Origin of the sequence: Pseudomonas paraversuta (assembly GCF_904063065.1) — a bacterium.
Lineage (GTDB): Bacteria > Pseudomonadota > Gammaproteobacteria > Pseudomonadales > Pseudomonadaceae > Aquipseudomonas > Aquipseudomonas paraversuta.
In genome coordinates, this window is the sequence record NZ_CAJFCL010000001.1 from 217,816 (window position 1) to 244,147 (window position 26,332).

The window sequence follows — 26,332 nt, forward strand, 5'->3', positions numbered from 1 at the left end:
CTCCTACAGGGACTTGATAATTGATAAAGGAATTTTCATGAAACTGCTGCGCATCGGTAACAAAGGCCAGGAACGTCCCGCCCTGCTTGATAACAACGGTCAATTGCGCGACTTGTCCGCCGTAATCCCGGATATCGCAGGCGACAGCCTCAGCCCGCAAAGCATTGCCCGCCTGCAAGAGATCGACCCATCGACCCTGCCGCTGGTACAAGGCTCGCCACGCATTGGCGCCTGCGTCGGCCAGGTCGGAAAGTTCATTTGCATCGGCCTCAACTACGCTGACCACGCCGCCGAAACCGGCGCCGCCATCCCGGCTGAGCCGGTGGTGTTCAGCAAGTGGACCAGCGCCATTGTCGGCCCCGACGACGATATCGAAATCCCGCGCAATTCCCGTAAAACCGACTGGGAAGTCGAACTGGGCGTGGTCATTGGCAAGGGCGGGCGCTATATCAGCGAAAGCGACGCCCTTGAGCATGTAGCCGGTTACTGCGTGATCAACGACGTGTCCGAGCGCGAGTTCCAGCTGGAGCTGGGCGGCACCTGGGACAAAGGCAAAGGCTGTGACACCTTCGGCCCGCTCGGCCCGTGGCTGGTCACCCGGGATGAAATCGCCGATCCGCATCAGCTCGACCTGTGGCTGGAAGTCGACGGCAAGCGCTATCAGAACGGCAACACGCGGACGATGATTTTCCAGATCCCGAAAATCATCAGCTACCTCAGCCAGTTCATGAGCCTGCAACCCGGTGATGTGATTTCCACCGGCACCCCGCCCGGGGTCGGCCTGGGCATCAAGCCCGAGCCGGTGTACCTGCGCGCCGGCCAGCAAATCCGCCTGGGCATCGCCGGCCTTGGGGAACAAAACCAACGCACCGTGAATGCCGAGTGACAGGGAGCTGCGCCATGACCACCATTACCGCCGTACGTGTTGAAGATATTCGCTTTCCCACATCGCAATCCCTGGACGGTTCGGATGCGATGAACCCGGACCCGGACTACTCCGCCGCCTATGTGATTCTCGAAACCGATACCCCGGGTCTGGAAGGCCACGGCCTGACCTTCACCATCGGCCGCGGCAACGAAATTTGCTGCGCTTCGATCAAGGCCCTGGCCAGCCTGCTGGTGGGCTTGAAGCTGGAGTGGATCGCCGAAGACATGGGGCGTTTCTGGCGCCACGTCACCAGCGACAGCCAACTGCGCTGGATCGGCCCCGACAAGGGTGCAATTCACCTGGCCACCGGCGCCGTGGTCAACGCCGCCTGGGACCTGTGGGCCAAAGCCGAAGGCAAGCCGGTATGGCGCCTGGTGGCAGACATGAGCCCCGAGCAATTGGTGCGCTGCATTGATTTCCGCTACATCACCGACTGCATCACCCCCGCCGAAGCCCTGACCTTGCTGCGCGAACGCGCCCACGGCAAAGCCGGGCGCCTGGCACTGCTCGAAGCCAACGGCTACCCCTGCTACACCACCTCGGCCGGCTGGCTGGGCTATGCCGACGACAAGCTGCGCCGCCTGTGCCAGGAAGCGGTCGATGCCGGGTTCTCCCACGTCAAACTCAAAGTCGGTCACGACCTGCAGGACGACATTCGCCGCGTACGCATTGCCCGTGAAGTGCTGGGCCCGGATCGCCAGTTGATGATCGACGCCAACCAGGTCTGGGAAGTCGATACCGCGATCGACTGGGTGCGTGAACTGTCGTTCGCCAACCCCTGGTTTATCGAGGAGCCCACCAGCCCGGACGACGTCGAAGGCCACCGCAAGATCCGCCTCGGTGTGGCCCCGGTCAAAGTGGCCACCGGCGAGATGTGCCAGAACCGCATCGTGTTCAAGCAACTGATCATGCGTGAAGCGATTGATGTGGTGCAGATCGATGCCTGCCGCCTGGGCGGGGTCAACGAAGTGCTGGCCGTGATGCTGATGGCCGCCAAGTACAACTTGCCGGTGTGCCCGCACGCCGGCGGGGTTGGCCTGTGCGAGTACGTGCAGCACCTGTCGATGATCGATTACCTGTGTCTGGCCGGCACCCATGAAGGTCGGGTGGTGGAATTTGTCGATCACTTGCACGAGCACTTTGAAGACCCGTGCGTGATTCGCAACGCGGCCTATATGCCGCCACAGGCGCCGGGGTTCTCGATCCAGATGAAAGCCGCGTCCCGCGAACAGTACCGCTATCGGGGCTAAACCAACGGACGGAGCACAATAACAATGTCGTCCTCACCCTCACTACGGCTCGATGCACACCAGCACTTCTGGCGCTATGACGCCGCGGCCTATCCCTGGATCGGCCGTGACATGAGCAGTTTGCGCCGGGATTTTCAGCCCGCTGATCTGCGCCCGTTGCTGGACGCAGCCGGGCTCGACGGCTGCATTGCCGTGCAAGCCCGGGCCTGCGAAACAGAGACCGATCAGTTACTGGCACTGGCTGAACGCTACCCGTGGATTCACGCCGTGGTGGGCTGGGTCGACCTGTGCGCCGCCGACCTTGAACAGTCGCTGGAACGCTGGGCGCAAGCGCCGGCCTTGCGAGGCTTTCGTCATCAGTTGCAAGACGAACCGGCGCCGGCCGACTTCATGCAAAACCCGGCGTTTAACCGGGGGTTGAACACCTTGCAACGCCGGGGGCTGGTCTATGAAGTGCTGATCAAGGCTGCGGATTTACCCGCTGCAACCGCTTTGTGCCAACAGCACGACCAGCACGCCATGGTGCTCGATCACTTGGGCAAACCCGATGTACAGGCCAACGATTTACCAACCTGGGCCCGGCAACTCGCCCCCTTGGCCGCCCTGCCCCATGTCAGTTGCAAACTGTCGGGGTTGATCACCGAAGCCCATTGGCAACACTGGAACAGCGCACAACTGACGCCTTATCTGGACACCGCACTGCAGCTGTTCGGCCCCGAGCGCCTGATGTTTGGCTCGGACTGGCCGGTGTGCCTGCTGGCCAGCCAATACGCCGATACCTGCAGCCTGGTCGACAGCGCGCTGCAGGGTTTGAGTGCGCCGCAGCAAGCAGCGATTTGGGGTGGCAATGCCTGCGCCATTTACGGGATTGAAGGAGTGAAGCAATGAATCTTTATCTGCAGGACAAGGTTTTTATCGTTACCGGCGGTGGCTCGGGCATCGGTGCAGCCATCTCTTTGGGCCTGGCTGACGAAGGTGCGATCCCGGTGATTTTCGGCCACAGCCCGCTGTCCGATGAACTGGCGCGGCAACTGGATCAGCGTGGCGCGCAAAGTCTGTTCATCCAGGTCGAATTGCGCGATGAAGACGCCTGCCGCACCGCCGTCGCCAGCGTGTTGCAGCGTTTCGGGCGCATTGACGGACTGGTCAATAACGCCGGGGTCAACGATAGCGTGGGGCTTGAAGCCGGGCGTTCGGCGTTCGTCGAATCCCTGGAAAAAAACCTGTTCCACTACTACCTGATGACCCACCTGTGCGTTGACGCGCTGCGGGCCACCCGCGGTTCCATCGTCAATATCAGTTCCAAGACCGCCCTCACCGGGCAAGGCGGCACCAGCGGCTACACCGCGGCCAAAGGTGCGCAACTGTCGCTGACCCGGGAATGGGCCACCTCTTTACTGGCTGATGGCATACGGGTCAACGCCGTGATCCCGGCCGAAGTCATGACCCCGCTCTACGAGCGCTGGATCAGCAGCTTTGCCGACTCCGAGGCCAAGCTGGCGAGCATCGTCGAAAAGATCCCCTTCGGCCAACGCATGACCACCAGCGAAGAAATCGCCGACAGCGTGCTGTTTCTGTTGTCGCCACGCGCCTCCCACACCACTGGCCAATGGCTGGTGGTGGATGGCGGCTACACCCACCTCGACCGGGCGCTGACATGAACCGCCAATGCCTGGCCCTGGACCTGATCGACGACCCGGCGCTGATTGCCGAATACGAGCGCTTGCATCAACGGATCTGGCCACAGATCAGCGCCCACCTGCACCGCCATGGCGTACTGGACATGCAGATCTGGCGCCTGGGTACACGGCTGTTCATGGTCATGGACACCGGCCCGCAGTTCAGTAGCGACGCGTTTGCACAGGCCGCTGCCAGCGACCCCGACGTGCAGCAATGGGAAGCACTGATGTGGCGCTTTCAGCAACCTACGCCCTGGACACCACCGACAGAGAAATGGGCACCAATGACCCGAATCTTCAGCCTCACATAACCCTGTAGGAGCGAGCTTTCAAGATCAAAAGATCGCGAGACAAGCTCGCTCCTACAGATGATTCGATGATTCGTGCCGGCAGATACAACGCTCTAAAAACAACAGACAGAGAAGTAGGCACCAATGACCCGAATCTTCAGCCTCACATAACCCTGTAGGAGCGAGCTTTCAAGATCAAAAGATCGCGAGACAAGCTCGCTCCTACAGGTGATTCGGTGATTCATGCCGGCAGATACACCGCTCTAAAAACAACAGACAGAGAAGTAGGCACCAATGACCCGGATTTTCAGCCTCACATAACCCTGTAGGAGCGAGCTTGCCTCGCGAGCTTTCAAGATCAAGAGATCGCGAGACAAGCTCGCTCCTACAGATGATTCGGTGATTCATGCCGGCAAATACAACGCTCTAAAAACAACAGACAGAGAAGTAGGCACCAATGACCCGAATTTTCAGCCTCACATAACCCTGTAGGAGCGAGCTTGCCTCGCGAGCTTTCAAGATCAAAAGATCGCGAGACAAGCTCGCGCCTACAGGTGATTCGGTGATTCATGCCGGCAGATACACCGCTCTAACAACAATAACAAGGAGATGCGCCATGTCATTCAAGCACTCGAACGTCGCAGCACCGCCCATTGTCCGTGGGGTTACGTCCTATCGCTGGGCACTGATTCTGGTGACCTGCCTGTTCTTTCTATGGGGCCTGTCCTATGGCCTGCTGGACGTGCTGAACAAACACTTTCAGGAAACCCTGCACGTCAGCAAGGCGCAATCGGGCTTGCTGCAAAGCGCGTACTTCGGGGCGTATTTTCTGATCGCCCTGCCCGCCGGTTTGCTGATGGACAAGTACGGCTACAAGGCGGGCATCCTCCTCGGTCTGTGTCTCTACGCCACAGGCGCCCTGCTGTTCATGCCGGCCGCCGCCGCGCAGAGCTTTCAGTTCTTTTTGTTCGCCCTGTTTGTGATTGCCTGCGGCCTGGGCTGCCTGGAAACCGCCGCCAACCCCTATGCCACGGTATTGGGTTCACCTGCGGGCGCTGAGCGACGTTTGAATCTGGCGCAATCGTTCAATGGCCTGGGGCAGTTTTTCGGTCCATTGATCGGCGGTGCACTGTTCTTCAGCGGCGCCAACAGCGCCGACACCACGCAATCGCTGCAAATGACCTATCTGGTCATTGCCGCGATGGTGTTACTGGTCGCTGTGCTGATTGCCCGTACCCCGCTGCCCGACTTGCGCGAGCAGGAAGCCGAGGTTCAGCAGCACAACCCCAAAACCCTGTGGCAGCACCGCGAGTTCGTCACCGGGGTCATCACCCAGTTCTTTTATGTCGGCGCGCAGGTCGGCGTCGGCGCGTTCTTCATCAACTACGTGACCGAACACTGGGCGCAGATGAGCAGCCAGCAAGCCGCGTATTTGCTGTCGGTGGCCATGCTCAGTTTTATGTTCGGCCGTTTCTTCAGCACCTGGCTGATGGGCCGGGTCAATGCCCAGCTTATGCTGCTGATTTACGCGCTGATCAACGTCGCACTCTGCATGGTGGTTGTGCTGGGGTTTGAAGGCGTTTCGGTGGTGGCACTGGTGGCGATGTTCTTCTTTATGTCGATCATGTTTCCGACCCTGTTCGCCATGGGCGTGAAGAATCTGGGCGCGCATACCAAGCGCGGCAGCTCGTTCATGATCATGGCTATTGTCGGCGGTGCGTTGCTGCCCTACGTGATGGGGCTGGTGGCCGACCACTCGTCCACTGCCGTGGCTTATCTGTTGCCGATGGGCTGTTTTGTGATCGTCGCGGCTTATGCCCGTGCGGCCCTGAAAAAAATCTGATTGCTGTACTCCATAAAAAAAACAAACGGAGCACTTCATGTCCAACCCCGTATTGCAACAAGCACTCAGCAAAATCCGCTGGCGCATCCTGCCCTTTGTCGCACTGATGTTTGCCATGGCAATCATCGACCGCTCCAACATCGGCTTTGCCAAACACGCCTTGCAGGCAGACACCGGCCTGAGCAACGCCGCATTTGCGCTGGGCGCAGGTATTTTCTTCATCGGCTATGCGGTGTTTGAAGTACCCAGCAACCTGATGCTGCACAAGGTCGGCGCGCGTATCTGGCTGAGCCGGATCATGGTCACCTGGGGCCTGGTGTCGGCGGCGATGATGTTTGCCCACGACGAAACCAGCTTCTACATTCTGCGCTTTCTGCTGGGGGTGGCCGAAGCCGGCCTGTCGCCGGGGGTGGTGCTGTACCTGACCTACTGGTTCCCGCAGAACCAGCGCGGTTCGGCCTATGGCATTTACTACTTCGGGGTGCCGGTGTCGCTGATGGTGGGCGGCCCGGTGTCGGGCTGGCTGCTGGAGTCCGCGCAGTTCGGCCTCACCGGCTGGCAATGGATGTTTCTCACCGAAGGCCTCGCGGCCTCGGTCATCGGCGTGTTTGCGTTCTTTTACCTGACCGACAAACCCCGGGACGCCAAATGGTTGAGCAACGATGAAAAGGCTGCCATCGAACACGAGCTGGACAAAGAGCAACTGCTCAAAGCCAACAAAGGCCCGTCTTCATGGCGCGCCGCGCTGATCAACCCCAAGGTGCTGTACTTCACCCTGATCTACTTCACGATTCAGGTCAGCGTGTATGGCGTGCTGTTTTATCTACCGACCCGGATTGCCGAGCTGCTGGGCACCGGCATTGGCCTGAAGGTAGGCCTGCTGACGTCGATCCCGTGGATCGCCACAGTGATCATGCTGTATGCCGTGACCCGGCATGCCGACCGCAAAGGCCAGCAAACCCGCTTCGCGGCAATCATGCTGGCACTGGCAGCGGTGGGCATGGTCGGCTCGACCTTGAGCGGCAGCTTGCCACTGGTAATTCTGGCGTTCTGTGTCGCGGCAGCCGGATTTATCACGGTGCAACCGTTGTTCTGGACCTTGCCAACCCGTTTTCTGGGGGGGGCGGCAGCGGCCAGCGGGATTGCGGTGATCGGGGCCTTGGGCAACCTCGGCGGCTTCCTCGCGCCAACGGTCAAGACCTGGGCTGAGCAACACTTCAACAACCCCCATGCGGGCATGTACTTCCTGGCCGCTATGGCGTTGCTGGGAGCCTTGATGCTGATGCGCTCGGCAAGGGCGGGCAAGCAGGCCGACGGCGCGCAGACGGTGCAGTCACCGGGTTAAAAACCCACCCACCCCCCTGCCCCCCTGTAGGAGCGAGCTTGCTCGCGAGCCCTTGAAGAGCTCGCGAGCAAGCTCGCTCCTACAAGAAGCTCGTTCCGACAAGAAGCTCGCTCCTGCAGAAGTTCGCTTTCAGGCCGCTGCCGGTGCGCCATCAGGCTTGAGTCGCGGTTCTACGGGTAAACCCGGCTCTTTGAGCAGCGCGAAGTAGGCAAACGCTGAACACACCGCCACCACCGCGCTGATCACGAACGCCGTGGAAAAAGAGCCGCTCTGCTGCACGCTGAAGCCGGTCAGGATCGGCGCCACGGAGCCCGCCAGATAACCACCGAAATTCTGGATCGAGCCGAACGACGCCACCCGCTCCGAGGGCACGATGGTGTTGACGATCATCCACGCCGTGGCGCTGGAGATGTTAATGAAGAACATGGTCAGGCACAGCAGCACCACACAGGCCACAACGTTGGTGGTGAAGGCGACGATCAGGGTGAACAGCGCCCCGCCGAGCAAGCCAACGATGACCATCAATTTGCGGCTGGCCAGCACCCGCATGCCGCGCGCCACCAGACGGTCGCAGCACTTGCCGGCCACAATGGTGCCCAGCGCGCCGAACAGATAGGCCAGGGATACCACCCACGCCGTGCGATACAGGTCCAGGCCGTGTTCGCGCTCAAAGTAACCGGGCAACCAGGTGAGGTTGAGCCAGATCATGTAGATCACGCCCATGAATCCGAGAAACGCACCCCAGGTGTTGCGGTCTCTGAACAGTGAGGTCCAGGCCACCTTCGGCGCTTTTTTCTGTTGCACCGCCACCGGCTCGGCGCGGCCCGTCTCAGCCATGTACTGGGCCTTGCTTTTGTAGAACTTGAACCAGCACACCGCCAGCAACAGCCCCATGACTCCGGTGAGGATGAACATCCCGCGCCAGCCCAGATGAACCATGAATACGGTCAGCAATGGTGGCGCCAGGCATGGCCCGATGCAGGTCGATGACCAGACCCAGCCGGTGGCCGTGCCACGTTCCTGGGTGTCGAACCATTCGGACAAGGCCTTGGCCGCCGAAGGAAACACCGGGGCTTCGCCAATCCCCAGTAATACCCTTAGCCCCACCAGATGCCCGTAGCTGCTGAACAGGCCGAATGCCGCCTGCGCCACCGACCACACCACCAGGGATCCACCCAGCGCCAGTTTGCTGCCGAGTTTGTCGATCAAGGCGCCAAGGGGTAACTGCGAGAAGGCGTAGGCCACGGAAAAGGCCGAGAGCATTACCCCCATCTGCATGGGGCTGATGGCCAGGTCGTGCTGGATGGTGGTGTTGGCAATGGACAAGGCGCTGCGGTCCAGGTAGTTGACCACGCCAATCAGGAACAGGAAAAAGATCGTCAGGTTTTTGTAGGTTTTTATTGTTTTCATGCACGCCTCTCGTGAGCGGTTGCGCTCCTGCCCGACAGGTGGAGCGTTGCTCACTGTAGTTGGCGTCCCGGTTACTGCCCAATCACATGATTCGATCGACTAATAACCTCGAGTTATCAAGGCGTCTGGGGGGGACCGCGCAGAGCATCCGGGCCACTCAAAAGTGCATCGATAAAGGCTTTCGCGGACCATTGCGCTACTTCGTTGCGCCGGGTAATGACCCCGTAATCGGCCAGCACCAGCGGAAACGGCAGCGCCAGGCGGGTCAAGCGCCCGGCGCGGATTTCCGGCTCCACCATCGACTCTGCCAGCATCGCCACCGTCGGGGTGGTTTGCAGCAGTTGCATGGTCGTTTGCAGCGACACGGTTTCTACCGTGTTTTCCGGGGTCTGCATGCCCGCTTCGACAAAGGCCTGCTCCACCCGCATGCGCATCGGCGTGCCCGTGGGGTAAATCACCCACGGCCAACTGCCCAGATCAGCCAGCGGTACTTCGCTGGCCCCGGCCAGCGGGTGCTGGCTGCCCGTGACCAGGCACAGCGGCTCCGGCGCCAGGGCCTGAAAATCAAACAGTTCGCGATGACGGTCGAGGGTAAAGCGGGCCACCACCACGTCCAGCTCCTTGTGTTCGAGCATGGCCAGCATGTTGGCGCTGGTGCCCTCGAGCACCTGCAAGGTGAGCAGCGGCCAGTCTTGTTTGACCCGCACAATGGCCGCCGGAACGGCCAAAGCCGTGGCGGCGTAGATGGTGCCGACTTTCAGCAGGCCATGGCCGCCCTGGCGCAAATGATTGATCTGCCCGACAAACTGCCCGGTGTCATTCAATGCGATCTGGGCAAACCGGGCCACATGACTGCCCAGATCGGTCAGCGACATGCTGCGTGGCAAGCGCGCAAACACTTCAAAGTCCAGCTGGTGCTCGATCTCCCGCAACATCTTGCTCACCGCGGGCTGGCTGATGTTCATTTCATGGGCGGTGGCATGCATGTTTTGCGTGCGCGCCAGGGTGTCTATAAGCACCAAATGGCGATAGCGCAGCCAGTTGCACAGTTGATTAAATCCGACATCAGCCATCCGATAACCTCCGGTTATTGAGACTTAAGAATATCTCATTGGCGATTATCGAGAAGCAATATTAGGGTGAACCGGTCGCGCTTAATAAAAACAATGGAAACCGCCCATGAACCTTGCCAATAAACGCGTAGTGATCACCGCTGCGGCTCAGGGAATCGGACTGGCATCGGTGCTCGCGTTCCGCGATGCAGGCGCCGAGGTCATTGCCACCGACCTGCACATTCAGGCACTGCAGGACATTCCCGGGATCCGCGTGCTGCAACTGGACGTGACGCAACCTGCGGCCATCGCTGCCGTCTGCCAGCAGGTCGGAGCGGTGGACGTGCTGTTCAACTGCGCCGGTTACGTTCATAGCGGCGCACTGCTGGACTGCGACGAACAGGCCTGGCAGTTCTCCTTCGATCTCAATGTCACGGCCATGTACCGCATGATCAGCGCCTTCCTGCCCGGCATGCTGGCCGCGGGCGGTGGCAGCATTATCAACATGGCCTCGGTGGCTTCCAGCGTAAAAGGCGTACCCAACCGCTTTGCTTACACCGCAAGCAAGGCCGCAGTGATCGGCCTGACCAAATCGGTGGCCGCGGACTACGTGCGCCAGGGTATCCGTTGCAATGCCATTTGCCCCGGCACGGTGGACTCGCCGTCCTTGCGCCAGCGCATTGCCCAACAGGCGCTGGAACAGGGCCGTACGCAAGCCGAGGTGTATCAGGCATTCGTCGACCGCCAGCCCATGGGCCGCATCGGCACCGCCGAAGAAGTCGCCCGCCTGGCCTTGTATCTGGCCAGCGACGCCAGCGCCTACACCACCGGCACCACCCAGGTGATTGATGGCGGGATGAGTAACTGAAATGCATAAATCCTCTGTAGGAGCGGGCTTGCTCGCGAGCTCTGGCTTGAAAACGCTCGCGAACAAGCCCGCTCCTGCAGGCACCGTTTTTCTTATTGGATGAAGGAGTTTTTATGAAACTGCTGCGCTACGGCGAGAAAGGTCAGGAAAAACCGGGGCTGCTGGATGCCCAGGGCAAGATTCGAGATTTGTCGGCACACATCGCCGATGTAGCCGGCCAGGCACTGGATGCCGCAAGCCTGGCCGCCCTGGGCAAAATCGACCCTTGCAGCCTGCCGCTGGTCAGCGGTTCGCCACGCATTGGCGCCTGCGTCGGACAGGTCGGCAAGTTCATCTGCATCGGCCTCAATTATGCCGATCATGCCGCCGAGTCGGGCCTGGACGTGCCATCGGAACCGGTGGTGTTCAGTAAATGGACCAGCGCCATCTGCGGCCCCAACGACAACGTCGAGATCCCCCGCGACTCGACCAAGACCGACTGGGAAGTGGAGCTTGGCGTGGTGATCGGCAAAGGCGGACGCAATATCGATGAACACAATGCCATGGACCACGTGGCCGGGTTTTGTGTGATCAACGATGTCTCCGAACGCGAGTGGCAACTGGAACGTGGCGGCACCTGGGACAAGGGCAAGGGCTTTGACACTTTCGGCCCCCTCGGCCCGTGGCTGGTCACCCGCGACGAAATCAGCGACCCGCACCAGCTTGACCTGTGGCTTGAGGTCGACGGACAGCGCTACCAGAACGGCAATACCCGCACCATGGTGTTCCAGATCCCGGCCCTGATTGCTTACCTGAGCCGCTGCATGTCGCTGCAACCGGGGGATGTCATCTCCACCGGCACTCCGCCGGGCGTGGGCCTGGGGGTAAAACCGGCACCGGTGTATCTGCGTCCCGGGCAGGAAATACGCCTGGGCATCAGCGGTCTTGGCGAGCAACGCCAGCGCACGGTACAGGCTGACTGACCCACAGCAGGCCTTGAAAATAATCATAAGAAACAGGAGCAACACATGCGGATTCTGATCACTGGCGGTACCGGCTTCATCGGCAAACAACTGGCCCAACGCCTGCTCGACCTCAACAGCCTGACGCTTGAAGGCCAGGCCCCCCGCGCGATCGAGCGCATCGTGCTGTTCGACACCTTTGCCGGTGAAGACCTCCCCCTCGACCCGCGTATCGAACTGGTGACCGGCGATGTAGCCGACCCCGAAGTGATTGCCCGGGTCACCGACGGCGTGGACCTGGTGTGGCATTTGGCAGCGGTGGTCAGTTCGGCTGCCGAGGCCGACTTCGACCTGGGCATGCAGGTCAACCTGCACGGCCTGATGCTGTTACTCGAAACCCTGCGCAAACAGGGCAACGCCCCGCGTTTTGTGTATGCCAGCGGCTTCGCCGTATTCGGTGGCGAGCTGCCCGACGTGGTCGACGACAACACGGTACTCACCCCGCAATCGTCCTACGGCATGCAAAAAGCCGTGGGCGAACTGCTGGTGGCCGACTATGCCCGCAAGGGCTTTGTCGATGGCCGCGTGCTGCGTCTGCCAACGGTTGCAGTACGCCCCGGCAAACCGAACAAGGCGGCATCGACGTTCTTCAGCTCGATTATCCGCGAGCCGCTGGTGGGCCTGCCTGCGGTCTGCCCGGTACGCCCGGACACCCAGGTCTACCTGACCTCGCCACGGCGGATTATCGAGTCAATGCTGCTGGGCATGACCCTGTCGCCAGAGACCCTGGGCAATCAACGGATCATCCCGCTGCCGGGTGTGACCACCACCGTTCACGACATGGTCTCGGCGCTGCAACGGGTCGCGGGTGAGCAAGTGACCAAATTGATTCGCTGGGAACCGGACGCGACCATCCAGCGCATCGTCGAGAGCTGGCCGAGCAAGGTCGAGGCGCCCCGCGCCCGCGCCCTGGGCTTCACTGCCGACGCCGATTTCGACGCCATCGTGCGCGCGCATATTGAAGACACTGCCGTTTGAGACCTCGCCTATAACCTGTAGGAGCGAGCTTGCTCGCGATCTTTAGATCTTGAAGAGCTCGCGAGCAAGCTCGCTCCTACAGAACACTGCACAACAGGTTCACGTTACTCACAACAATAAAAAACTGAGGCCGTGCGATATGACCACTCCACTCACCGATGTCTCGGACATCGAACAACAGACGATCAAACGCGTTACCAAACGCATGATCCCCTTTCTGATCCTGCTGTTTGTGGTCGCCTTTCTGGACCGCAACAACGTCGGTTTCGCCGCCCTGCGGATGAACGAAGACATCGGTATCAGCCAGACCATTTATGGCCTGGGCGCCGGGATTTTCTTCCTCGGTTACTTCATGTTCGAAGTGCCGAGCAACATTCTGCTGCACCGCTACGGCGCCCGGGTCTGGATCGCCAGGATCATGGTGACCTGGGGCATCATCGCCGGGGCCATGGGCTTCCTGCAGACGCCGGTGCACTTCATCTCCCTGCGCGTATTGCTGGGTATCGCCGAAGCCGGGTTCTTCCCGGGAGTGATTTATCTGCTGTCGCTGTGGTTCCCGAGCCGTTACCGCGCCCGCATGATCGCCACTTTTTACCTGGGCGTACCCATCGCGCAAATCATTGGTGCCCCGTTGTCGGTGGGTCTGATGGAGCTGGGCGATGCCTGGGGCTTCGTCGGCTGGCGCCTGATGTACATCGTCGAGGCCGTACCCGCGGTGATTCTCGGTGTGGTCTGCTATTTCTACCTCACTGACCACCCGGCCGATGCCCACTGGCTGACCGACAAGCAGCGCAACTGGCTGATCAGCACCCTGGAACAGGAAGAACGCAACAAACCGCTGGTGGTGGGCCTGCAACCAACCAAAGGCCAGATGATCCTCAAGGCACTGAGCAGCCGTCAGGTCTGGCTGCTGGCGCTGGTGTATTTCGGCATCACCTCGGGCTCCAACGCGATGAACTTCTTTATGCCCACGGTGCTGGCATCGTTCCGCGGCTCGTTCGGGCTGGAGATCGGCCTGATGCAGAACGGTCTGATCACCGCCATTCCTTACGCCGTCGCCGCCGTCGCGATGATCTGGTGGAGCCGTCGTTCGGACCGTCTGCAAGAACGCCACTGGCATGCCGGCGGTGCCGCCATGCTGGCCGCCGTGTCCATCGCGGTCGCGCTGTGGCTCAACCAGCCGTGGATCATCGTCATCGGTTTCATCCTGCTGGCCATGGGTGTGTACAGCGCCATCAACGTGTTCTGGGCAGTGCCGGGGCAAGTGCTTACCGGGGTCGGAGCCGCCGCAGGGATTGGCCTGATCAACTCCATCGGTAACCTCAGCGGTTTTGTCGGCCCGTACCTGACCGGCTACCTGTTCACCGTAACCGGCAGCTATACCCCGGGTTTCCTGGTGATCGCCGCACTGGTGGGCGCCGGTGGTCTGGGCATGGTGCTGATGCCGCGCAACAAGGTGTCGCAGATTGGCAGCGCCATCCCCGCAGCCGCAGGAGGTAAAGCATGAGTCTGGCGACCGTAGGGTTTATCGGCACCGGGATCATGGGCAAACCCATGGCCCGCAACCTGTTACAGGCCGGATATCCGGTACGGGCCTGGAACCGCTCGCCGGCCAAAGCCCAGGAACTGGCTGCCCATGGCGCCGAGGTACTGCCGACCCCGGCTCTGGCGGCCAAAGGCGCCCAGGTGCTGGTTTGCATGCTCAGCGATGGCCCGACCTGTGATGAGGTGCTGTTCGGCGAAGGCGGCGCTGCACGGGTTCTGGCCCCCGGGGCGCTGGTCATTGTGATGAGTTCAATTGCGGTGGACAGCGCCGTGGAGCAGGCCCGCCAGTGTGCTGCCCTGGGGCTGCACTACCTCGACGCGCCGGTGTCGGGCGGTGAGCGCGGGGCGCGTGAAGCCAGCCTGGCGATCATGGTCGGCGGTGAAGTGGCGGCCTTTGAACAGGGGCGCCAGGTGCTGGCGGCCATGGGCCGTCCGGTCCACGTAGGCCCGGCCGGAACCGGCGAATTGTCAAAACTGGTCAATCAGCTGATTGTCGCCAGCACCATCGCCACCGTCGCTGAAGGCCTGCTGCTGGCCGAACGCGGCGGTGCCGACCCGGCCAAGGTTCACGAAGCGCTGCTGGGAGGCTTTGTCGATTCGCCGATCTGGCGCCAGCACGGCCAGCGCATGCTCGACAACGACTTCACTCCCGGTGGCCCGGCCAAATGGCAACTCAAGGACACCCGCACTGCCCTCGCCCAGGCCCAAAAGCTGGGCCTGAGCCTGCCGGTGGGCAGCCTGGTGGATGGCCTGTTCCAGGCCATGATCGAAGCCGGTGACGGTGAACTCGACCACGCCGGGCTGATCCGCCAGTTACGCCGCCACAATCAATTGCCTGAATAATCTGCTGGAGCCTGTCATGACCGAATCAACCCCTCGCCGCCTGCGCAGTCAGCTGTGGTTCGACGATCCCAGCCATGCCGATCTCACTGCGCTGTACGTAGAGCGTTACATGAACCAGGGCCTGACCCGCGCCGAACTGCAATCGGGGCGGCCGATCATCGGGATCGCCCAGACCGGCAGCGACCTGACGCCCTGCAACCGGCATCACATCGAACTGGCCAAACGGGTCAAGGATGGCATCCGCGATGCGGGCGGCATTCCGATGGAGTTTCCGGTGCACCCGATTGCCGAGCAGTCCCGCCGGCCGACTGCCGCTCTGGATCGCAACCTGGCGTATCTGGGCCTGGTGGAAGTGCTGCACGGTTACCCGCTGGATGGTGTGGTACTGACCACCGGCTGCGACAAGACCACCCCGGCCTGCCTGATGGCGGCGGCGACCACCGACCTGCCGTCCATCGTGCTGTCCGGCGGGCCGATGCTCGACGGCTGGCACAAAGGCCAGCGCATCGGTTCGGGCACTGTGCTCTGGCATGCGCGCAATCTGCTCAGCGCCGGAGAGATCGATTACGAAGGGTTTATGACCCTGACCACGGCGTCATCACCCTCGGTCGGCCACTGCAACACCATGGGCACCGCCCTGTCGATGAACGCCCTGGCCGAAGCCCTGGGCATGTCTTTGCCGGGCTGCGCGAGCATTCCGGCGCCTTATCGCGAGCGCGGGCAAATGGCCTATGCCACCGGCATGCGTATCGTCGATCTGGTGCGTGAAGATGTTCGCCCCTCGCACATCATGACCCACGCCGCATTCGAGAACGCCATTGCCGTGGCCTCGGCACTGGGGGCCTCCACCAACTGCCCGCCGCACCTGATTGCGATTGCCCGCCACAGCGGCATCGACCTGTCGCTGGAAGACTGGCAACGGGTCGGCGAAGACGTACCTTTGCTGGTGAACTGCATGCCGGCCGGTGAATACCTGGGTGAAGGTTTCCACCGTGCGGGCGGCGTGCCGGCGGTGATGCATGAACTGGACAAGGTGGGTCGCCTGCACCGCGACTGCCGTTCGGTGAGTGGCCGCAGCATGGGCGAGATCGTGGCCGACGCCGTCACCGGCGACCGCGACGTGATCCGTTCGTACGAAGACCCGCTGATGCATCGCGCCGGTTTCATCGTGCTCAGCGGCAACTTCTTCGACAGCGCGATCATGAAAATGTCGGTGGTGGGCGAAGCCTTTCGCAGCACCTATCTCAGCGATCCGTTGCAACCCAACAGCTTCGAAGCCCGGGCCATTGTGTTCGAGGGGCCGGAGGACTATCAGGCGCGAATCAACGACCCGTCGCTGGACATCGACGAGCGCTGCATTCTGGTGATTCGCGGCTGCGGTACTGTAGGTTTCCCGGGCAGTGGCGAGGTGGTCAACATGGCCCCGCCTTCGGCGCTGATCAAGGCCGGCATCGATTCGTTGCCATGCCTGGGTGACGGTCGCCAGAGCGGTACTTCGGCCAGCCCATCGATTCTCAACATGTCCCCGGAATCGGCGGTGGGCGGCGGCTTGTCGTTGCTGCGTACCGGCGACCGGCTGCGGGTCGACCTCAATGCCCGCAGCGTCAATTTGCTGGTGGACGAAGTTGAACTCGACGCCCGTCGCCAGGAACCGCTGCCGCCACTGGCGCCGTCGCAAACCCCGTGGCAGGAGCTCTATCGCCAACTGGTTGGCCAGTTGTCTACCGGCGGCTGCCTGGAGCCGGCCACCCTGTACTGGCGCGTGATCCCGGAAAACGGCCCGCCGCGCCACTCCCATTAAACAATGAACCCCCTGGAACCCTGAACCCTGAACCCTGTAGGAGCGAGCTTGCCTCGCGATCTTTTGATCTTTTGATCTTTTGATCTTTTGATCTTTTGATCTTTTGATCTTTTGATCTTTTGATCTTTTGATCTTTTGATCTTTTGATCTTTTGATCTTGTAAGCGCTCGCGAGCAAGCTCGCTCCTACAGAGGTGGAACGGGTTATGGGCTACACCATGAATTCAAGGAATGACCTTATGAACCCGCTGCAATTGAGCATTGAAAATTCCCTGCCTGAGGACTGGCAGCGCGCGACGCTGGTCGGGCGTGTGTGCTTGCCGGGTGTACGCGGCGGTCCGGCGGTGGTGGTGATTCGTGACGGTGAAGTCATTGACTGCAGCGCACAGTTCCCGACCCTGAGCCTGCTGCTGGATACACAGAATCCGTTACAGGCAGTACGTGAAATCAGCGGTCACTCCCTGGGGACGATCCAGGATCTGCTGGCCAACAGTGGCGAACAGCGCGACCCGGCCAGACCCTGCCTGCTGGCCCCCGCTGACCTGCAAGTGATCAAGGCCGCAGGGGTCACCTTTGCCGCCAGCATGATCGAACGGGTGATCGAGGAAAAAGCCGGGGGCGATGCCCTGAGGGCCGAGCAGGTACGCGCCCTGGTGCAAGAGGTGATCGGTGACAACCTGCGCGACCTGCGCCCCGGATCGCCCGAGGCCATGCGTCTGAAGCAGGTATTGATTGAACAAAACATGTGGTCGCAGTATCTGGAAGTCGGTATCGGGCCCGACGCCGAAATCTTCACCAAGGCACCGATTCTGGCCGCCGTGGGCAGCGGCAACGCAATCGGTGTCCACCCCGGGTCCAGCTGGAACAACCCGGAACCGGAAGTGGTGCTGGCCGTCGACAGCCGGGGGCAGATTCATGGTGCAACCCTGGGTAATGACGTCAACCTGCGTGACTTCGAAGGGCGCAGCGCATTGCTGCTGAGCAAGGCCAAGGACAACAACGCCTCTTGCGCACTCGGCCCGTTCATTCGCCTGTTTGACGAACATTTCAGCCTCGACGATGTACGCCGCTGCGAAGTGACCTTGCGCGTCGAAGGGCGGGACGGTTACGTGCTCAATGGCAAAAGCTCCATGGGCCAGATCAGCCGCGACCCGGCCGACCTGGCGCAACAGACCCTCAATGAAAATCACCAGTATCCGGACGGATTCGTGCTGTTCCTCGGCACCCTGTTCGCCCCGACCGACGACCGCGACCAGCCGGGCCAGGGTTTCACCCACAAGGAAGGCGACGTGGTGAGCATTGCCAGCGGCAAGCTGGGCGCCCTGCACAACCGCGTGACCAGCAGCGACCAGGCGCCGCAATGGTCATTCGGCGTGGCCGCGCTGATGAAGAATCTGGCGGGCCGGGGCTTGCTGGGGTAAAGGACGACTGTCGCCACCCCGAGCGCATGCACGCCATGCACTCGGGGCCGTCGCCATCACGGCCCGGGTGTTACCTGCCGCAACCCTTTTCGTGTAATATCCGGCGCTGGGTGCCACCGCAACAACGCGGCAGGGCAGGTTAATTTAGCGAAGGTCGGGCCGCCATCGCGGAGTCGCCGCACCTATGAGTCATGAACCCTCGCGTCTGGATAAAGCCGCAAACACCCGCAAGTCTGCTTCCTCCCTCGCGTTTATCACGCGCTTTTTCGCCGCTGAATCTGCGGGCGGCTTGATCCTGATGGCCTCTGCCCTGGCAGCCCTGCTGCTGGCAAACTCCCCCTGGGCTGCTGCCTACTTCTCCACCCTGCAAATCAAACTCGCCGGACTCTCCATCGAGCACTGGATCAATGATGGCCTGATGGCGATCTTCTTCCTGCTGGTGGGCCTTGAGATCAAGCGTGAAATGCTCGCAGGTCAGTTATCCAGCTGGAGCCAGCGCGCGCTTCCGGGGTTTGCCGCACTGGGCGGCATGCTGCTCCCGGCCCTGATCTATATCGCCGTCAACTGGGGCAACTCGCAAACTATCGGCGGCTGGGCCATCCCCGCGGCAACCGATATCGCGTTTGCGCTGGGGGTACTGTCACTGCTGGGCAAGCGGGTTCCCGTTTCGTTGAAGATCTTTCTGGCGGCGCTGGCGATTCTCGATGACCTGGGGGCGGTACTGATCATCGCCCTGTTCTACACCAGCGGCCTGTCCATCAGCATGTTGCTGGCCTCCGTGGCTGTGGTTGCGGTGCTGGTGGTGCTCAATCGCTGCGGTGTACGCCGACTCGCCCCTTACCTGATAGCCGGCGCCCTGCTCTGGTTCTTCATGCTGCAATCGGGCATCCACGCGACACTGGCCGGGGTCATCCTTGCCCTGTGCATTCCGCTGGGTAACACGGAACACAAACACCAATCCCCTCTGCTCCACCTCGAAGAAAAGCTGCATCCGTGGGTCGCTTTCGCCGTGGTCCCCATCTTTGGCTTTGCCAATGCCGGTGTATCCCTGGCCGGCATTTCCCCAGGTGACCTGCTGGACCCGGTACCGCTCGGGGTCACTCTGGGTCTGTTGCTGGGTAAACAACTGGGCGTCTTCGGCCTGGCCGCCCTGGCCATCCGCTTTGGCCTGGCAAAACTGCCCGAGGGTAGCAACTGGATCCAGCTCTATGGCGTGGCACTGCTGTGCGGTATCGGCTTCACCATGAGCCTGTTCATTGGCGCCCTGGCATTCCCGGGGGCCCCGCATCTGGTGGATGAAGTGAAAGTCGGCGTGCTGATGGGCTCCATCCTGTGTGCCATCCTCGGCGTCGTGGTACTGATGAAGGCCGGCCGTCAAAAGGCATCTGCCTGATCCGTGCCGGGGTGCGTCCGATCACGGGCGCACCTGCGGGGTAACCCGCTCCCTCCCGCCAAAGCCCCGCCAGGTCGAACCTGAGCGGGGCTTTTTAGTGCGCGACTGGTTGAGCATTACTGCTGCTGGTTCGGGGTTTTTGGCAGGTGCTTGCCATTATCCGGCTGACTACTAGACTCCCGCTCCTCGCGAACAGGCTGATGTTGGGCAGTAGCTTTCGCAAAAAACTGCAGGATCGCAGTTTTCAAATACTCAGGAGAGGATTGAACATGACTCGCAAAGAGCAATCACCTTTAGCACTTAAAAACCAAGCTGCCGCACTCCATTTTCTCGATCAAACGATGGGTCACACCTTGAGTTCCCGGATGGCGCTACTGTGGCGGATATCGCAGGCGCAAGGGAGAGGACCAGGAAAGCGTTTGAACCGTTGTCGGCCAGCGCAGCTCTGCGACTGAAGCGCATCATTGATACGGGCTTACGTATCAATCATCGAGACCTGCGCGGTGTAACGAGCAATGTACGGAGCAGCATGGCATTTTCGAGATCATTCCCTGCCCGGGATATTGGGCAATGATCGATGCTGCTTCGCCTGCGTGATTGGCCACTGCTCGTAGCCAGCGACAACGTTCTTACTCCTTTCGGAGAGCCTCTGCATGAATACACTCGCCATAGTCGGCGCCGGTGCTGCTGGCGTCGCGACTTTTATTGCTGCGGTCAGAGCCCAAGTGGCACGAAGCATCTACATGATCGATCCGCAGCCAATTGGTCCGGGCGCAGCATTCTCAAATACTGACAACGATATTCTCTGTAATACCTCGGTCGACACCATGTCGGTGCTGCACGACATGCCGCTGGATTTTCTTGAGCACCTGCGGTGCGAGGGCTACGCCTTTACAGCCGAAAGTTTTGTCCCGCGGTTTCTGGTAGGCCGATATCTGGCCAGCCGGTTTCTGCAGTACTCAGCCATTGCCCGTGAGCAGGGAGTACGGGTTCAGTATGTTTGCAGCAGGTTCAAGGCATTGAAAGTTCATGGCCATCGCCATTACGAGCTTGAGTTCTGTGACGTGCAGATGAAACCAGCCCCCTCACTGAGGGCGACCGATGTGGTGTTCTGTACGGGGTTTGGGCCGCCACACATACCGGCAGTTGCCCGGCCTTTTTTCAACCACTCGAGCTTCATCAAGAACCCCTACCCTGAAGCAAGCATGCTGGCCATGATTCCTGAGAATTCCCGGGTGCTCATCATGGGTAGCAAGCTCTCGGCCATCGACAGTGCAATCGTTCTGTGCCGCGACGGACATCAAGTGACCATGCTATCGCCGTCAGGAGAGTTCCCCTCTGTGCGCGCCCGCTTCATGCGCAGTCCAAAAATGGCATTCGACGTTGAGGCCATTGCAGCAGTAATGAAGCCGGAGCAACACGAAGCGCAAACCTGCAGCCCTGCCATGGGCTATAGATACCTGAACTATTTCTCCAGGGTGCTTCGCCAGAACCTGGGCAAGGACTGGAGCCTGCAGTTCTCCCGTGCATCAAGCGTTGTCGACAGGCTAAGGGAGGAGGTGGAAATTGCCGGCAGCGGTGCCAGTCACTGGCAGGAATACGTGGTTGATTTCATGCATGCCATCAACCGGCTGCACAGCAAGGGTGACCTCTATTTCGAGGGTTGCTTCCATCCCGCCTTCGAGCAGCTGCTTTACCGATACATATCCGCACTGGCACTCCCCAACGCACGCAAGCTGCTGAAGTACTTGGAGGACGGTGTTCTGTGTGTGCAGAGCGGCGAAGTAACCCGTATCGGCTACTCCCAGGGTCGCCCTCACCCATGGCGGGTGAACTGGGCCGCAGGCGACCACCGCTTTGACGCCATTGTCTCGGCTACTGGCTACCACCAGTCCAGATATGTCATGGGCGATGACGGCAAGATTGAGCTGGACATGCGCGGCGATCGCAGCCAAAGACAGCCGATTACTGTCTTGCCGACCATGGCAGGGGCCCATGAAAGCTTCGGTGAGCACGAGAGCATCTGGTTCCTGGGCGCGCCGGCCAGACCCCGGCTGTGGCACCCGAATGCACTTGTGGTGGTCACCCCGATGGCAAACCGGATAATCGAGAGCATGCGCCGGCTGCCCCAGGTCGGGAGTGCTGCTTGAAGCCAAAAGAGACAGGTTTGCGCAAGTCGTCGAAGGATGGCCCATGAAGTGAAACCGATTCACCTGAAAAAGGGCCTGTACAGGCCCTTTTTTTGCTAGTCGCACACGACTTCGAGGGCGGCGGTACGACTGAGCAAAAGGCGCGATTACAGGTGGAAATGGCCCGCGGCCTCTGGCTGGTAAAGCACTTTCCTGATCTCGATCCGGCGGGTGCGATCAGAAATTCGCCAGTCGATGGCGTCCCCCTCCTGATAACCCAGAATGGCGGCGCCGATGTCGGAATAGACGGAATGCTTCCCTGCGTTGCTGTCCGCATCTTCAGGGTAAACCAGAGCCACTTCGATCTCTTCGTCGTCCAGCTGCAGCAAGGCCCTGGAGTTCATCGTGACGACATTGCATGCCACCTGCTGCGGCTTGACGACAATGGCTCGCTCAAGCTCATGCTCGAGTTCAACCACGGCCGGGCCTTGCTCGAGCACGATCAGACTCTCCAGTCTGGCCTTGTCGATTTCAGTGATGTAGATCCTGGTGGAGTCGCCAACGGCACCTTCGCGCAACAACTGGCGATAGCGCCCCGCCGTCATGGAAAATGACTTCAATGTCGGGGTTTCGCTCTCGAGCACAAAGCCGCTGCGCACAAAGGCTTTCAGCGAGCGCCCGTTGTCAGGGTGGATCTTGGCGATGAGCTTCTGGGCCCGCATATCGAGGAAGGCCAGTTTCATGCCTTCGCGGATCGTGCGGGCGCCAAGGTTGCGGCCCCATTTGTCACTGTCCCCGATGACCAGGACAATCTCGCAATTGGGCCCGGTCTTGATTAGACGGACAAAGCCCACCGGGGCGTCATGCCGGTCATAGGCCATGAAGAATCGGCCGCCCTGGTTGAATAGATGGGTCAGGATCGGCGATTGAGTCCGATCGATAGCTTGCCCGATGGAGCGAGAGACATGACGCGAATCGCTCAGATAGCAGGTAACGCGCTCATCCTCCAACCAATCCATCAGCGTCAGCGCGTGCGCCCGAGTAATTTCAGGGCACAGAGAAACGAAAGGCTTGTTCATCTTCAACACACATATTTGTAAAAGGATGAAAGCCCTTCATGGCTATGGCCATGACGGTTCTTTCGGCAACCGGCTATCTTAAGACATAACGCGAGTAATGCCGAACAGGGTGGAGGACATTCGACACCGTTCAGCTCTGCCGGCGGGGGCCAAACTCAGGACTAACAGTAACAATCCCTTAACCACCGGCTACAAAAAAGCCCCGATCAGCAACATATGATCGGGGCTTTCTTTTGCCTGCAGCTGGCACCTTGCTGTCACCGTCGTTTGCACGGTAAGTCGAGAATAGCTGGAGGTCTTGAATTGTATGGTGTCCCAGGCGGGGTTCGAACCTGCAACCTTCCCCTTAGGAGGGGGATGCTCTATCCAATTGAGCTACTGAGACAAATCATGTGCACTGCACGCGGTGTGCGGTGCGATCAACGGCGTGCATGGTAACGGGCAAGGCTTTATTTGTCATGTCGTGCGTTGGCTTTTTAACTGTCACAAGCATCGCGTACAAGTCTCGCACCCACAGAGGTCCTGCCCTGCCCCGAATATGTTGCCGTTGCCCAGGCTCGCCGGGGCGATCAATTGCAGGCGCCCCGCTGCTGATAAAGGGTCATGAGCACGGTCAAATAGTCGTATACAAAATGTCACGTAACGGTGCACCAGAAATTCAAATACTGCTTTTTTGCATCAAAAAGTAACAACCCCGCAAATGGCCATCATCGCCAATCGTCCATGCTTTTATCCCTCGTCTGATCTTCCCGCTCGAAATCTTGAAAAATAAAATCCATATTTTTCAGTCAGATAAATAGCAACTTTGAAATCTTCCGCTGCTGATAGCCACACGCAATTTTTCGCTGGCATGAATATCGCTTACACCCACACGTCACTTGTATACAAAACAGACAAAAACTAAGTACACGTTATTTCGTGGCCTGCGGCATTAAGCAGGCATACCGCGGACTTTCATAACCAGTGATTCTCGCTAGCCGTGACGAAGATTTGTCGAGCCCGTGCTCATGAACAGTCATCACGCTGCAGGTATCAGGAGCTTGCCAGAATGCGTTCAAGACTCTCCCCTACCATCGCTCTGGATTTACCTTCCCCGGTTTCAACCCCCGCCCTCGCTCCTGACAGCGTGTCGTCAACCCTGGCGCTCAGTCCGCGCTTGCACAACAGCGACCTTGCCCCCACCAAAACCGAAGGCCGGCGTTGGGGCAGGTACAGTATTTTTGCGTTGTGGACCAACGATGTGCACAACATTGCCAATTACTCATTCGCCATCGGCCTGTACGCACTGGGCCTGAACGGTTGGGAAATCTTGCTCTCCCTCGGAATCGGCGCGGCCCTGGTGTTCAATTTCATGAACCTGTCGGGCTATATGGGGCAGCGCACCGGGGTGCCTTTTCCGGTGATCAGCCGTATAAGTTTCGGCATTCATGGAGCGCAAATTCCGGCATTGATACGCGCAGTAATCGCTATCGCCTGGTTCGGGATTCAGACCTATCTGGCATCGGTGGTGCTGCGGGTGTTGCTGATCGCGGTTCATCCGGGGTTTGCCGAGTATGACCACAACTCGATTCTTGGTCTGTCGAGCCTGGGCTGGCTATGTTTTGTCGCCATCTGGTTCGTACAGCTGGCGATTCTTGCCTACGGCATGGAAATGGTCCGGCGCTATGAGGCGTTCGCCGGGCCGGTGATTCTGTTGACGGTGATCTGTCTTGCCGGCTGGATGTATTTTCAGGCCAACGGCACCATTGCCTGGTCAAGCCGCGAGCCGTTGAGCACCGGTGAAATGTGGCGCAACGTGTTTGCTGGTGGCGCGCTGTGGCTGGCGATCTACGGCACGATGATTCTTAATTTCAGCGATTTCTCCCGCTCTTCGCCCTGCTGCAAAACGATCAAGGTCGGGAATTTCTGGGGCTTGCCGGTGAACATTCTGGTATTTGCCGGTATCACTGTGCTGTTGTGCGGCGCGCAGTTCCAGATCAATGGAAAAATCATTGAGAGCCCGACGCAAATCATCGCTTCGATTCCCAACACTTTATTTCTGGTGCTGGGCTGCCTGGCGTTTCTGATCGTTACAGTGGCCGTGAATATCATGGCCAACTTTGTCGCTCCGGCATTTGTACTGAGCAATCTGGCACCCAAATACCTGACCTTTCGCCGCGCCGGGCTGATCAGTGCAACCATTGCGGTGCTGATCCTGCCGTGGAATTTGTATAACAGCCCGCTGGTGATCGTTTACTTCCTGTCCGGTCTCGGCGCCCTGCTCGGCCCGCTGTATGGCGTGATCATGGTCGATTACTGGCTGGTACGAAAAGGTCAGGTCGATGTGCCGGCGCTGTACAGCGAAGACCCCAGCGGCACTTACTACTACTCCAATGGCGTCAATCTACGTGCGGTCGCAGCCTTCGTTCCTGCCGCACTGATCGCCATCGTGCTGGCCCTGGTCCCGGGCTTCCACACCGTTTCGCCGTTTTCCTGGCTGATTTGTGCAGGTATCGCGGCGATGCTCTATCTGATCATCGCCAAGCGCCAACCCTATTACGCCCAGGTCAGTGGCGAATCGATTGCCGTCGAGAATGCCAGCCATTGATCTGTCACGGTCTGCCTGGTGCAGACCGCCCCCCCTCACTTCAAGGAGAGCCCATGCGAATTCTCGTGGTTAATGTCAACACCACTGACAGCATCACCCAGGCCATTGCCCGCCAGGCGCAGTCGGTGGCAGCGCCCGGCACCGAGATCATCGGCCTGACCCCCGCTTTCGGCGCAGAGTCGGTGGAAGGCAATTTTGAGAGTTATCTGGCGGCTATCGCGGTAATGGACTGTGTCATGGCCTATGACCGGCCTTTCGATGCGGTCATCCAGGCCGGGTACGGCGAGCACGGCCGCGAGGGGTTGCAGGAACTGCTTGATGTGCCAGTGGTGGATATCACTGATGCGGCGGCGAGCACGGCGATGTTTTTGGGGCGGGCCTATTCGGTGGTCACCACCCTGGATCGCACCGTCCCGCTGATTGAGGACCGCCTGAAGCTGTCGGGGCTCTGGGATCGTTGTGCGTCGGTGCGGGCCAGTGGCATGGCGGTGCTGGAGCTTGAGGCGTCACCGCACAAGGCGTTGGAAGCCATTGTTCGCCAGGCCGAACTGGCAGTTATCGAAGACAAGGCCGAGGTTATTTGCCTGGGTTGCGGGGGGATGGCCGGGCTTGATGAACGCATTCGCCAGCTTACTGGAGTGCCGGTGATCGATGGCGTGACGGCTGCTGTAACCATTGCCGAATCACTGGTGCGCCTGGGGCTGTCTACGTCCAAGGTACGCACTTATGCAACGCCCCGGCCCAAGGCGATTGCCGGCTGGGCGGCACGGTTCTGCCGATAGCTACGGGCGGCTGACTTGCCCATGACTGCATGACTGGCGGGGTGCTGCCGGCAGCTGTCGTGCAATTTGCACTACAGCAAAAAGCCATCATTGCAATCTGCAATCATCC

General features: G+C 60.2%; 21 protein-coding genes and 1 tRNA gene. 18 read left to right on the forward strand and 4 right to left on the reverse strand.

Annotated features, from left to right (window positions below):
• Window positions 1–37: 37 nt before the first annotated feature.
• The 7 genes from JQ845_RS00995 (at window position 38) to JQ845_RS01025 (ending at window position 7,335) form a co-directional block, all read left to right on the forward strand.
• The gene (locus JQ845_RS00995) at window positions 38–886 is read left to right on the forward strand and encodes a fumarylacetoacetate hydrolase family protein (RefSeq protein WP_010655886.1); all 849 of its coding nucleotides are present in this window, start codon (window positions 38–40) and stop codon (window positions 884–886) included.
• Between the two features lie 14 nt (window positions 887–900).
• Window positions 901–2,178, forward strand: a complete 1,278-nt coding sequence (locus tag JQ845_RS01000) for an L-fuconate dehydratase (RefSeq protein ID WP_003440967.1) — start codon at window positions 901–903, stop codon at window positions 2,176–2,178.
• A gap of 24 nt (window positions 2,179–2,202) precedes the next feature.
• Complete coding sequence (locus JQ845_RS01005; protein WP_203007993.1) at window positions 2,203–3,066, forward strand: amidohydrolase family protein; 864 nt, start codon at window positions 2,203–2,205, stop codon at window positions 3,064–3,066.
• Window positions 3,063–3,839 carry an L-fucose dehydrogenase gene (locus JQ845_RS01010; protein WP_203007996.1) on the forward strand — a complete coding sequence of 259 codons (777 nt, stop codon included), beginning with the start codon at window positions 3,063–3,065 and terminating at the stop codon, window positions 3,837–3,839. The genes JQ845_RS01005 and JQ845_RS01010 overlap by 4 nt, the downstream gene beginning before the upstream one ends.
• On the forward strand, window positions 3,836–4,168 hold the full coding sequence (locus tag JQ845_RS01015; RefSeq protein WP_127196603.1) for an L-rhamnose mutarotase: 333 nt from the start codon (window positions 3,836–3,838) through the stop codon (window positions 4,166–4,168). The genes JQ845_RS01010 and JQ845_RS01015 overlap by 4 nt, the downstream gene beginning before the upstream one ends.
• A 595-nt stretch (window positions 4,169–4,763) precedes the next feature.
• Complete coding sequence (gene fucP, locus JQ845_RS01020; protein WP_003440956.1) at window positions 4,764–5,990, forward strand: L-fucose:H+ symporter permease; 1,227 nt, start codon at window positions 4,764–4,766, stop codon at window positions 5,988–5,990.
• Between the two features lie 37 nt (window positions 5,991–6,027).
• On the forward strand, window positions 6,028–7,335 hold the full coding sequence (locus tag JQ845_RS01025; protein WP_203007999.1) for an MFS transporter: 1,308 nt from the start codon (window positions 6,028–6,030) through the stop codon (window positions 7,333–7,335).
• A 129-nt stretch (window positions 7,336–7,464) separates the two neighbouring features.
• Here the strand turns inward: JQ845_RS01025 and JQ845_RS01030 are convergent, their stop codons facing one another.
• Both JQ845_RS01030 and JQ845_RS01035 read right to left on the reverse strand, forming a co-directional pair.
• Window positions 7,465–8,745 (reverse strand): MFS transporter, encoded by a 1,281-nt coding sequence (locus JQ845_RS01030; RefSeq protein WP_203008002.1) that lies wholly within the window; start codon window positions 8,743–8,745, stop codon window positions 7,465–7,467.
• A gap of 116 nt (window positions 8,746–8,861) precedes the next feature.
• A complete protein-coding gene (locus tag JQ845_RS01035; RefSeq protein WP_003440947.1) occupies window positions 8,862–9,818 on the reverse strand; it encodes a LysR family transcriptional regulator in 957 nt (318 codons plus the stop codon).
• 106 nt (window positions 9,819–9,924) lie between these two features.
• Between JQ845_RS01035 and JQ845_RS01040 the strand changes: the two genes are divergently transcribed.
• The 9 genes from JQ845_RS01040 to JQ845_RS01080 all read left to right on the forward strand — a co-directional run bounded on the left by JQ845_RS01040 (window position 9,925) and on the right by JQ845_RS01080 (window position 21,796).
• The gene (locus tag JQ845_RS01040) at window positions 9,925–10,665 is read left to right on the forward strand and encodes an SDR family oxidoreductase (protein ID WP_003440944.1); all 741 of its coding nucleotides are present in this window, start codon (window positions 9,925–9,927) and stop codon (window positions 10,663–10,665) included.
• Between the two features lie 113 nt (window positions 10,666–10,778).
• Complete coding sequence (locus tag JQ845_RS01045) at window positions 10,779–11,627, forward strand: ureidoglycolate lyase (protein ID WP_003440933.1); 849 nt, start codon at window positions 10,779–10,781, stop codon at window positions 11,625–11,627.
• Window positions 11,628–11,672: 45 nt separating this feature from the next.
• Window positions 11,673–12,644, forward strand: coding sequence for a D-erythronate dehydrogenase (gene denD / locus JQ845_RS01050; RefSeq protein ID WP_160628286.1), 972 nt, complete (start codon window positions 11,673–11,675; stop codon window positions 12,642–12,644).
• Between the two features lie 139 nt (window positions 12,645–12,783).
• Window positions 12,784–14,151: an MFS transporter gene (locus tag JQ845_RS01055; protein WP_003440931.1), complete on the forward strand. Its 1,368-nt coding sequence runs from the start codon at window positions 12,784–12,786 to the stop codon at window positions 14,149–14,151.
• The gene (locus JQ845_RS01060; protein ID WP_203008004.1) at window positions 14,148–15,032 is read left to right on the forward strand and encodes an NAD(P)-dependent oxidoreductase; all 885 of its coding nucleotides are present in this window, start codon (window positions 14,148–14,150) and stop codon (window positions 15,030–15,032) included. Before JQ845_RS01055 ends, JQ845_RS01060 begins: the two co-directional genes overlap by 4 nt.
• Window positions 15,033–15,048: 16 nt before the next feature.
• On the forward strand, window positions 15,049–16,833 hold the full coding sequence (locus JQ845_RS01065; RefSeq protein ID WP_003440929.1) for an IlvD/Edd family dehydratase: 1,785 nt from the start codon (window positions 15,049–15,051) through the stop codon (window positions 16,831–16,833).
• A gap of 238 nt (window positions 16,834–17,071) precedes the next feature.
• Window positions 17,072–18,253, forward strand: a complete 1,182-nt coding sequence (locus tag JQ845_RS01070; protein ID WP_003440926.1) for a fumarylacetoacetate hydrolase family protein — start codon at window positions 17,072–17,074, stop codon at window positions 18,251–18,253.
• Window positions 18,254–18,437: 184 nt separating this feature from the next.
• The gene (gene nhaA / locus JQ845_RS01075; protein ID WP_202210957.1) at window positions 18,438–19,646 is read left to right on the forward strand and encodes a Na+/H+ antiporter NhaA; all 1,209 of its coding nucleotides are present in this window, start codon (window positions 18,438–18,440) and stop codon (window positions 19,644–19,646) included.
• Window positions 19,647–20,299: 653 nt separating this feature from the next.
• Window positions 20,300–21,796 (forward strand): FAD/NAD(P)-binding protein, encoded by a 1,497-nt coding sequence (locus JQ845_RS01080; protein WP_203008006.1) that lies wholly within the window; start codon window positions 20,300–20,302, stop codon window positions 21,794–21,796.
• Window positions 21,797–21,942: 146 nt separating this feature from the next.
• Here the strand turns inward: JQ845_RS01080 and JQ845_RS01085 are convergent, their stop codons facing one another.
• Both JQ845_RS01085 and JQ845_RS01090 read right to left on the reverse strand, forming a co-directional pair.
• On the reverse strand, window positions 21,943–22,854 hold the full coding sequence (locus tag JQ845_RS01085) for a bifunctional GNAT family N-acetyltransferase/nucleoside diphosphate kinase regulator (RefSeq protein ID WP_003440918.1): 912 nt from the start codon (window positions 22,852–22,854) through the stop codon (window positions 21,943–21,945).
• Window positions 22,855–23,162: 308 nt separating this feature from the next.
• A tRNA-Arg gene (locus JQ845_RS01090) sits at window positions 23,163–23,239 on the reverse strand.
• 663 nt (window positions 23,240–23,902) lie between these two features.
• Between JQ845_RS01090 and JQ845_RS01095 the strand changes: the two genes are divergently transcribed.
• Entirely contained in the window at window positions 23,903–25,441 is a 1,539-nt protein-coding gene (locus tag JQ845_RS01095; protein WP_203008009.1) for an NCS1 family nucleobase:cation symporter-1, read from the forward strand.
• Between the two features lie 53 nt (window positions 25,442–25,494).
• Window positions 25,495–26,223 (forward strand): aspartate/glutamate racemase family protein, encoded by a 729-nt coding sequence (locus JQ845_RS01100; RefSeq protein ID WP_003440913.1) that lies wholly within the window; start codon window positions 25,495–25,497, stop codon window positions 26,221–26,223.
• Window positions 26,224–26,332 lie beyond the last annotated feature (109 nt).

Excerpts from the sequence above, each read along its gene's own strand:
- JQ845_RS01025 (WP_203007999.1), top strand. The coding sequence starts at position 6,028 with ATGTCCAACCCCGTATTGCAACAAGCACTCAGCAAAATCCGCTGGCGC.
- JQ845_RS01045 (WP_003440933.1), top strand. The coding sequence starts at position 10,779 with ATGAAACTGCTGCGCTACGGCGAGAAAGGTCAGGAAAAACCGGGGCTG.
- JQ845_RS01065 (WP_003440929.1), top strand. The coding sequence starts at position 15,049 with ATGACCGAATCAACCCCTCGCCGCCTGCGCAGTCAGCTGTGGTTCGAC.
- JQ845_RS01095 (WP_203008009.1), top strand. The coding sequence starts at position 23,903 with ATGCGTTCAAGACTCTCCCCTACCATCGCTCTGGATTTACCTTCCCCG.
- JQ845_RS01000 (WP_003440967.1), top strand. The coding sequence starts at position 901 with ATGACCACCATTACCGCCGTACGTGTTGAAGATATTCGCTTTCCCACA.
- JQ845_RS00995 (WP_010655886.1), top strand. The coding sequence starts at position 38 with ATGAAACTGCTGCGCATCGGTAACAAAGGCCAGGAACGTCCCGCCCTG.
- JQ845_RS01040 (WP_003440944.1), top strand. The coding sequence starts at position 9,925 with ATGAACCTTGCCAATAAACGCGTAGTGATCACCGCTGCGGCTCAGGGA.
- denD (WP_160628286.1), top strand. The coding sequence starts at position 11,673 with ATGCGGATTCTGATCACTGGCGGTACCGGCTTCATCGGCAAACAACTG.
- JQ845_RS01055 (WP_003440931.1), top strand. The coding sequence starts at position 12,784 with ATGACCACTCCACTCACCGATGTCTCGGACATCGAACAACAGACGATC.
- JQ845_RS01015 (WP_127196603.1), top strand. The coding sequence starts at position 3,836 with ATGAACCGCCAATGCCTGGCCCTGGACCTGATCGACGACCCGGCGCTG.
- JQ845_RS01060 (WP_203008004.1), top strand. The coding sequence starts at position 14,148 with ATGAGTCTGGCGACCGTAGGGTTTATCGGCACCGGGATCATGGGCAAA.
- JQ845_RS01070 (WP_003440926.1), top strand. The coding sequence starts at position 17,072 with ATGAACCCGCTGCAATTGAGCATTGAAAATTCCCTGCCTGAGGACTGG.
- JQ845_RS01080 (WP_203008006.1), top strand. The coding sequence starts at position 20,300 with ATGAATACACTCGCCATAGTCGGCGCCGGTGCTGCTGGCGTCGCGACT.
- JQ845_RS01100 (WP_003440913.1), top strand. The coding sequence starts at position 25,495 with ATGCGAATTCTCGTGGTTAATGTCAACACCACTGACAGCATCACCCAG.
- nhaA (WP_202210957.1), top strand. The coding sequence starts at position 18,438 with ATGAGTCATGAACCCTCGCGTCTGGATAAAGCCGCAAACACCCGCAAG.
- fucP (WP_003440956.1), top strand. The coding sequence starts at position 4,764 with ATGTCATTCAAGCACTCGAACGTCGCAGCACCGCCCATTGTCCGTGGG.
- JQ845_RS01035 (WP_003440947.1), bottom strand. The coding sequence starts at position 9,818 with ATGGCTGATGTCGGATTTAATCAACTGTGCAACTGGCTGCGCTATCGC.
- JQ845_RS01010 (WP_203007996.1), top strand. The coding sequence starts at position 3,063 with ATGAATCTTTATCTGCAGGACAAGGTTTTTATCGTTACCGGCGGTGGC.
- JQ845_RS01030 (WP_203008002.1), bottom strand. The coding sequence starts at position 8,745 with ATGAAAACAATAAAAACCTACAAAAACCTGACGATCTTTTTCCTGTTC.
- JQ845_RS01005 (WP_203007993.1), top strand. The coding sequence starts at position 2,203 with ATGTCGTCCTCACCCTCACTACGGCTCGATGCACACCAGCACTTCTGG.
- JQ845_RS01085 (WP_003440918.1), bottom strand. The coding sequence starts at position 22,854 with ATGAACAAGCCTTTCGTTTCTCTGTGCCCTGAAATTACTCGGGCGCAC.